Origin of the sequence: Streptomyces sp. NPDC059564 (assembly GCF_042735575.1) — a bacterium.
GTDB lineage: Bacteria > Actinomycetota > Actinomycetes > Streptomycetales > Streptomycetaceae > Streptomyces.
This window is the reverse complement of record NZ_JBHWBP010000356.1, coordinates 1-7,787: the sequence shown is the minus strand read 5'-3', so window position 1 is coordinate 7,787 and position 7,787 is coordinate 1. Positions and strand designations below refer to the sequence as shown.

6 protein-coding genes are annotated in these 7,787 nt (G+C 73.8%); 3 read left to right on the top strand and 3 right to left on the bottom strand.

Features of this window, described 5'->3' with window-relative positions; genetic code table 11:
* Window positions 1–16 precede the first annotated feature (16 nt).
* Window positions 17–229, bottom strand: coding sequence for an acyl-CoA carboxylase epsilon subunit (locus tag ACFV0Q_RS34865; protein WP_385011026.1), 213 nt, complete (start codon window positions 227–229; stop codon window positions 17–19).
* 192 nt (window positions 230–421) lie between these two features.
* Between ACFV0Q_RS34865 and ACFV0Q_RS34860 the strand changes: the two genes are divergently transcribed.
* Window positions 422–808 carry a barstar family protein gene (locus tag ACFV0Q_RS34860; RefSeq protein ID WP_385011025.1) on the top strand — a complete coding sequence of 129 codons (387 nt, stop codon included), beginning with the start codon at window positions 422–424 and terminating at the stop codon, window positions 806–808.
* Here ACFV0Q_RS34860 and ACFV0Q_RS34855 read toward each other — a convergent pair.
* Both ACFV0Q_RS34855 and ACFV0Q_RS34850 read right to left on the bottom strand, forming a co-directional pair.
* On the bottom strand, window positions 805–2,055 hold the full coding sequence (locus ACFV0Q_RS34855; RefSeq protein ID WP_385011023.1) for an MFS transporter: 1,251 nt from the start codon (window positions 2,053–2,055) through the stop codon (window positions 805–807). The two genes, ACFV0Q_RS34860 and ACFV0Q_RS34855, sit on opposite strands and share 4 nt — an antisense overlap.
* Window positions 2,056–2,140: 85 nt before the next feature.
* The gene (locus ACFV0Q_RS34850) at window positions 2,141–4,003 is read right to left on the bottom strand and encodes a galactose oxidase-like domain-containing protein (protein ID WP_385011022.1); all 1,863 of its coding nucleotides are present in this window, start codon (window positions 4,001–4,003) and stop codon (window positions 2,141–2,143) included.
* A 267-nt stretch (window positions 4,004–4,270) separates the two neighbouring features.
* On the opposite strand from ACFV0Q_RS34850, the gene ACFV0Q_RS34845 reads away from it, so the two are divergent.
* Entirely contained in the window at window positions 4,271–6,532 is a 2,262-nt protein-coding gene (locus tag ACFV0Q_RS34845; protein WP_385011021.1) for a HelD family protein, read from the top strand.
* A gap of 78 nt (window positions 6,533–6,610) precedes the next feature.
* Window positions 6,611–7,787, top strand: a 1,177-nt coding sequence (locus ACFV0Q_RS34840; RefSeq protein ID WP_385011020.1) for a cytochrome P450, incomplete at its 3' end; no start/stop codon positions are given.

Below are 7,787 nucleotides of genomic sequence, written 5' to 3'. Positions count from 1 at the left end.
CGCCGGGGCCCCCCCGCTAGCGGCAGGCCCAGCACCCCGCCCAGCATCCGTGGCCCAGGGGCCGCGGACGCGGGCGGTGGTGCGCGGCCCGCGCGGGGCGGGTCGCGGCGCGGGCGGCGGCGTGGCCCGCGAGGCAGGCGACCACCACCGTGATCGCGGCCAGTTCCTCGGGTTCGGCGGTTCCCCGGTGCACCCGGAGCAGGTTCGATATGGGGGCGTCGCTTCGCATCGGCACGGCCTCTCATCAGGAGAGTTCACCTCGCCGGGCCGTCAGGCCCCGCGCTGACGACGCTACGAGTGCGCCGGATGGCTGTCGTGCCGGGAAGCTCCGTCCACAGCCATCCGTGCGATACGCCCGGGCCGCGCGGGGCGGGGGCAGGGGGCTGGAACCGCCCGCGGGTCCGCACGTATCCTCCGAGCCGTGACGGCGACATACGTGCTGGACGGCACGCGGATCAGCACCCTGGAAGACTTCTGGCGAGTCATCGGCGAAGCGGTCAACGGCCCCGGCGGCTACTTCGGCCGCAACCTCGACTCCTTCGCGGACTGCCTCAGCGGCGGCTTCGGCACACCCGACGACGGTGACTACGTGGTGGAGTGGCGGGACCACCAGCTGTCCCGCACGCACCTGGGCCACCCGGAGACGGTCCGCCAGCTGGAGATCGTCCTGTCCCGCTGCCACCCCACGAACCGCGTGGCGGTCAGCGCCGAACTGTCCGAGGCCCGGGCGGGACGCGGCCCCACCGTCTTCGACTGGCTCGTCGACATCGCCGGCCACCGCGCCCCCGGTGCCCTGCGCCTGCGCTAACGGTCGCGAACCCGGTTCGGCTCCGGCTCGTCCTGTGGCGCGGGGTCGTGCCGGGGGAGCAGGAGCGGGGTCGTCAAGATGAGGAGACCGGCGACCGCGATGGCGGTGCGGGGGCTGGTGACGGCGGCCAGCAGGCCCCACAGGGCGGTCAGCGCGGCGATGGTGGCCTTGCTGCTGACCGACCACGCGGACAGCGTGCGGGCGACCCGGTCCGCCGGGGTCCGGTCGAGCCGGCAGGTGGCGAACACCGGGGTGAAGACCCCCATGCAGGTGATCAGCCCGAGCTCGACGGCCATGACGAGCACGAGCCCGGCGGTGCCGGGCCCGATGAAGGCCAGTCCGAGCAGCCAGCACGCCCGCAGCGTCCCGGCGGTGCGCAGGACCCTGTGCCGGCCGAACCGGTCGACGAGCCGGGAGGCCAGGCGCGAGCCGATCAGCCCGCCGACGCAGGGCACGGCGAAGGCGAGCCCGTACTGCCACGGTGCGAACCCGAGGTGGCCGAGCATGAGGACGGCGAGCACCGGCGAGGTCGCCATGATCAGGCCGTTGACCAGGATCGTGTTGGCGAACAGCGGCCGCAGCACGGAGTCGGCCAGGATGTAGCGCCATCCGTCGAGCAGGTCGCGGGCGCGCAGCCGTGACGGTGCTCCGGTGCGCGCGGGCCGCGGTTCCGGTCCGCCGATCGCGCGGATCCCCGCCGCCGAGAGCAGGTAGCTCACCGCGTCGGCCGTCACGGTCATCACCGGGCCGAACAGTCCGACCGCGGCCCCGCCGAGCGGGGGTCCGAGCATGGTGGCGGTCCAGCTCGTGGACTCGAACCGCCCGTTCGCGACGACCAGGTCCTCCGGCTTCACCAGCATCTTCAGACATGCGCCGCCGGCCGCCGTGAAGGCGATGTCGGCCGCCCCGACGACCACCGACACGACCAGCAGCTGGGCGAAGCCGAGCAGGCCGAGCGCGAACGCCGCGGGGACGCTCATCAACGCCGCGAACCGGACCAGGTCCATCCCGATCATCACCGGCCGCTTGCGGCGGAACTCCACCCACGGTCCGAGCGGCACCGCTGCCGCCGCGCCGACCGCCAGCCCCGCGGCCGCCAGCAACGACACCTGGGTCGGCCCGGCGTGCAGGACGAGGATCGCGATCAGGGCGAACGCGTCGAACGCGAGCCGCGTGCCGAACGTGCTGACCGCGTACGCGGCCCAGAGCCACCCGAACCGCCGCCCCAACGACCTCCTGGCCACCATGATCAGCGCCCCCTCACCCTCACCGCACGGCCGGACATCGGCTCACGAGATCAAAGCGAGGGGCATGCCGAAAGGTCAAACGGGCTCAGTGCCCGGCACGGTGTCGATGCGGCGCCGGGTGGTGGGCGGTGCCGAGTTTCAGCCACTTCGCGGTGCTGGGGACGCCCCTGGCGTCGAGGAGGAAGAGCATGTAGTAGCCGGGCGGGGCGTCGGCCGCGCTCGGCGGCGTGCGGAGCGTGAGCGTGTCGTCCCGTACGCCCGCGATGCGCAGTTCCAGGTGGCGCTGGCTGGTGTTCACGGCGTGGGTGACCGTCGTCGGGGCCAGCAGGACGGCCCGGCGGACGGCGGACGCCGTCGAGCTGCGCGCCTCGAAGGGCGCGTCGTAGCGGAGCTCGGTCCCGGGCACGCGGTCGAGGGCGGGCCGGGGGCCGCCCTGGTGGAGGTACGCGGGCTCGTACAGCTCGATGCTGCCGTCCATCGCGTCGCCGATGTCGGGGTCGTTGGCGATCTGCTGGAGCTCGTCCCCGGTCACCAGCACCCGGCCGTCGGGCATGACCAGGGCGTTGGAGTGGTATCCGCGCGGCAGCCGCTGGGCCGGGCCCAGCCGCCAGTGGCCGTCCGGGCCCCGCAGTTCGGTCTGCCGGTACTTGAGGTCGGCCTTCGGGTTGAAGGGGCCGTTGCCGTAGTCCCGGGTGCTCAGGGCGCCGTTGACGGTGAGCAGGGTGGCGTCCGGGAGGATCAGGGTGTCGTCCTGGGTGCGGCCGAAGGCCCGGGGCTCCTCGGTGCTCCAGCCGCCGGCCGACAGCCGGTACGTGTTCGGGTCGTGCGGGTCGCCGCCGAGGACCAGCACCGAGTCCGGGCCGCGCAGGCCGGCCGGGAGCGGCACGGCGGATCCGTAGCCGCGGAAGTCGGCCGGGCGCCGGGGCAGGTCGGTGCGGGTCTCGGAGACGGGGTCGAACCGCCACTGCTGGTCGGCGTCGCGGCCGAGCCCGTAGATCATGCCGTCGCGCAGGGAGAAGAGGTGCGGGTAGTCGTTGCGGAAGGGCGCGTCCGAGCCGAACCGCTCGGAGGCGATGTCGAGGGGGATGTCGTACGGCCGCCAGGGCACGGGCAGCCGCTTCGCCGGGAACCGCTCCACCACCGGGGTGGGGGTGCCCGTACCGCGCTCGGACTGGCCCGACATGATGATCTGGCGGCCGTCCGCGCCGGTGACCACCGAGGGGTACCAGCGGCCGACGGACATGTCCCGGTTGCGGAACCAGGTCTCCGTCCAGGGGTCGAACACGAAGGAGAGCTTGGCTCCGCTGCCGCCCTTGCCGCCGGTGTTGCCGCCGAACACGGCCAGCATCCCGTTGGGCAGGAAGGCGTGCCCGGCGCAGAAGAACGGCGCGGGGCGCGGGACGTGGGTGCCGTCGGGCATCAGCACCGTCGGCGGCCGCACCTCCTTGAAGGCCCGGGCGCCCGTCCCCCGGGCCGGGTCCCACAGGTAGGCGCGCCCGGCGTTGGTCGGTCCGATCCGGTCCGTGGGGCCGGTCTCCTTGGTGGGATCGGTCTCCACGCGCTCGAAGGAGAAGAGCAGCACCTTGCCGGTGGGGAGCTGGGCGAGGTGGACCCCGAAGTCGGGGGAGGGGAAGAACTCCGCGAACCGGCCGGACCGGGAGGCCTTGAAACCGGCGTTGGCCCGGGCCTGCGAGTCCGTCAGCGAGGCCAGCGAGGACGTACGGGTGGCCTGCGGATACCCGCCGGCGTCCCGGGCGGCGAGGCGCCGCCCCGCATGTGCCCGGGCGTGTTCCTCGCCGATCAGGGCCGCCTCGCCGTCTGCGGCCGCCGCATGCCCCCCGTCGTGCGCGGGCTCCGCCGCGGCGGCGACGGCGGGCGCGCACAGCAGCAGGCCCGCGGAGAGGAGGATGCCCGCCGAGAGGACGGTGGACCGGTGGGCTCGGGACATGCGTCTCCTCGGTGGGGGACCGCCGGACGGGACCGCCCATGTTAGGAGAAAGCGGGCGAAACGCCTCATGTGGCGCGAGAGGGGTTCCCCGTACGGTGGTCGGCCACCCGGCCCATGCCACCCAGCCCATGCGAGCCGGCCCATAAAAAAAGCCCCGGACGAATTGACGTCCAGGGCATGCATTCGCGTATATTAAACAGTTCACGCCTTCCGAAATTCAGGCGTGAACAAGTTTTACAGAGGCATCGTATCGCGCCGGGAGTGGAATTGTCAAACATCGCATTGCAGAGTGAGCAGCAATTCGTCACCGAGCTGTACGCCCGCCTCGAAGACCTCCGGGACCAGGCCGACCGCGCCGTTCAGGCGGCCCTGCGCGAGGGCGGGAACGGCTTCCAGGCGCGGCTGGAGCGGGACGTCCTCGTCGCCGAGCAGTCCGGTCTCTTCGCCGCGCTGAACGCGGCCGAACACGGTCTCTGTTTCGGCCGCCTGGAGTTCTCGGACGGCCGCGACCACCACATCGGCCGTATCGGAATCAGGCAGGACGACGCCGAACTCACGCCCCTCGTACTCGACTGGCGCGCCGAAATGGCCCGCCCCTTCTACCTCGCGACGGGACACGTCCCGATGGGGCTGCGCCGCCGCCGGCACATCACCACCCGGGGGCGGGAGGTCACCGCCCTGCACGACGAGATCCTCGACCTCGCCGACACCGAGCGCACCGGGTACGAGGGCGCCGACGCGGACGCCGTGCTGCTCGCCGCCCTCGACGCCGCCCGGACCGGCCGCATGCACGACATCGTGCAGACCATCCAGGCCGAACAGGACCGCGTCATCCGCTCGCCCCACCGCGGCGTCCTCGTCGTGGAGGGCGGCCCCGGCACGGGCAAGACGGCCGTCGCCCTGCACCGGGCCGCCTACCTCCTCTACGCCCACCGCGAGCACCTCGCCAAGCGCGGCGTCCTGATCGTCGGCCCCAACCCCGCCTTCCTCGGCTACATCGGCGAGGTGCTGCCCGCGCTCGGCGAGACCGGGGTGCTCCTGGCCTCCCCGGGGGACCTGTTCCCCGGGGTCCACGCCACCGGCACCGACCGGCCCGGCGCCGCCGCGGTCAAGGGCCGCGCCGCCATGGCCGAGGTCCTCGCCCGGGTCGTCGCCGACCGCCAGACCCTCCCCGAAGGGGTGCCCGCCGGCAGCGGCGAGGACAGCGACGTGGTGCCCGAACCGGCCCTGGAGATCGACCACGAGGACCACGGGACGCTCCTGCTCGACCGGACCATGGCGCACGCCGCCCGCGACCGGGCCCGCGCCACCGGCCTGCCCCACAACCTGGCCCGCCCCTACTTCGCCTTCGCCGTCATCGACGCGCTCACCGAGCAGGTCGCCGACCGGCTCGGCGCCGACCCCTACGGCGGCCCCAACCTCCTCGGCCCCGACGACGTCGCGCAGCTCGGCAAGGAGATCGCCACCAGTGCCGAGGTGCACGCCGCCATCGACACGCTCTGGCCGCCCCTCACCCCCCGGCAGCTGATCACCGATTTCCTCGCCGACCCCTCCCACCTCCCCGAAGCCGATGCCGCGCTGATCCGGCGCACCTCGGGGCAGTGGACCCCGGCCGACGTCCCGCTGCTGGACGAGGCCGCCGAACTCCTCGGGGTCGACGACAGCGCCGAGCGGGCCGCGGCCGAGCGCGACCGGCTGGAGCGGGTCGCCTACGCCCAGGGCGTCCTGGACCTCTCGCAGGGCTCCGAGTCCTACGAGTTCGAGGACACCGAGAACGAGTACCTCGCCGCCCACGACATCATCGACGCGGAACGCATGGCGGAGCGGCAGGAGGAGGCCGACCACCGCACGACGGCCGACCGCGCCGCCGCCGACCGCACCTGGGCCTTCGGACACGTCATCGTCGACGAGGCGCAGGAACTGTCCGAGATGGCCTGGCGGCTGCTGATGCGCCGCTGCCCCACCCGCTCCATGACCCTCGTCGGCGACCCGGCCCAGACCGGCGACGAGGCGGGCTGCGGCTCCTGGCGGCGGATCCTGGAGCCGTACGTGGGCGAGCGCTGGGAGCGCGTCCGTCTCGGCGTCAACTACCGTACGCCCGCCGAGATCATGGAGGTCGCGGCCGCGGTCCTGCGCGCCCACCACCCGGGCTTCGAACCGCCCAGCTCGGTGCGCTCCACCGGCGTGCGCCCCTGGGTGCGGGCGGCCGTCGACCTGCCCGGCGCGCTCGCCGAGGCGGTCCGCACCGGCGCCCCCGCCGAGGGCCGCCTCGCGGTGATCGCCCCGCGCCCCCTGCACGCCGCCCTGGCCGACGCCCTGCCCGGCGTACGGGCGGGGGAGGAGCCGGACCTCACCCGGTCCGTCGTGCTGCTGGACCCGCGCCAGGCCAAGGGGCTGGAGTTCGACACCGTGATCGTCGTCGAACCCGCCGGACTCCAGCCGAGCGACCTCTACGTCGCCCTCACCCGCGCCACCCAGCACCTGGGCGTCCTCCACACCGGCCGCCTCCCCGAGGGCCTGGCCGGCTGACGGCCCGGGCCGACGCGCCCTCCCGGGAGTGGCCGGATATCACCGCTCCCGGGGGACCCGCCGTCGTACGGTGATCCCATGGCCGTAGTCGACATCACATCAGGACCGGAGTACTCCGCCGCCGATCCCTACGCCTACTACGCGGCGCTGCGCGCCGCGGGACCGGTGCACCGGATCGACGGCGACTCGCCCGACGACGTTCCGTGCTGGATCGTCGTCGGGTACGAGGAGGCCCGCCAGGCCCTCAACCACCCGGCCCTGCTCAAGGACTGGCGCACCGCCGGGCTGTTCCCCGAGGTCGAGCCCACCGCCGCCAACTCCAACATGCTGGAGTCCGACCCGCCCCACCACACCCGGCTGCGCCGCCTGGTGGCCCGCGAGTTCACCGCCCGGCGGGTCGAAGGGCTGCGCCCGCGCGTCCAGCGGATCACCGACGAGCTCCTCGACGCCATGGCCGCCCGCCCCGAGCGCGCCGCCGACCTGGTCCAGGAGTTCGCCTTCCCGCTGCCGATGACGGTCATCTGCGAGCTGCTCGGCGTCCCCGACCTCGACCGGGACCACTTCCGTCACTGGTCCAACGCGGTCGTCGCCCCCCTGCCGGGCACGACCGGCAACGAGGCCCACCAGCACCTGAGCGCCTACCTCGCCGAACTCGTCGCCCTCAAGGCCAAGGACCCCGGCGAGGACCTGCTCAGCGCCCTGATCCGCACCCGCGACGAGGACGGCGACTCGCTCTCCCCCGACGAGCTCATCGGGATGGCGTTCCTGCTGCTCATCGCGGGCCACGAGACCACCGTCAACCTGATCTCCAACGGGATCCGCGCCCTGCTCGCGCACCCCGCCCAGCTGGCCGCGCTCCGCGCCGACCCCGACGGGCTGCTCGACGGGGCGGTGGAGGAGATGCTGCGCTACGACGGCCCCGTACAGAACTCCACCTACCGTTTCGCCGCCACGGACGTGGAGATCGGCGGCACGCTCATCCCCGCCGGAGCCGCCGTCCTGGCCTCGCTGGCCGGGGCCGACCGGGACCCGGACCGCTTCGCCGGCCCGGACGCCTTCGACGTCCGCCGCGCCCCGCAGGGCCACCTCGCCTTCGGGCACGGCCTGCACTTCTGCATCGGCGCCCCGCTGGCCCGCATGGAGGGCCGCATCGCGGTCCGCGCCCTGCTGGAACGGTTCCCCGACCTGGCCGAGGACCCCGCCGGAGGCCCGCCGCAGTGGCTGCCCGGCAGCCTGATGCGCGGGGTGAGCAGCC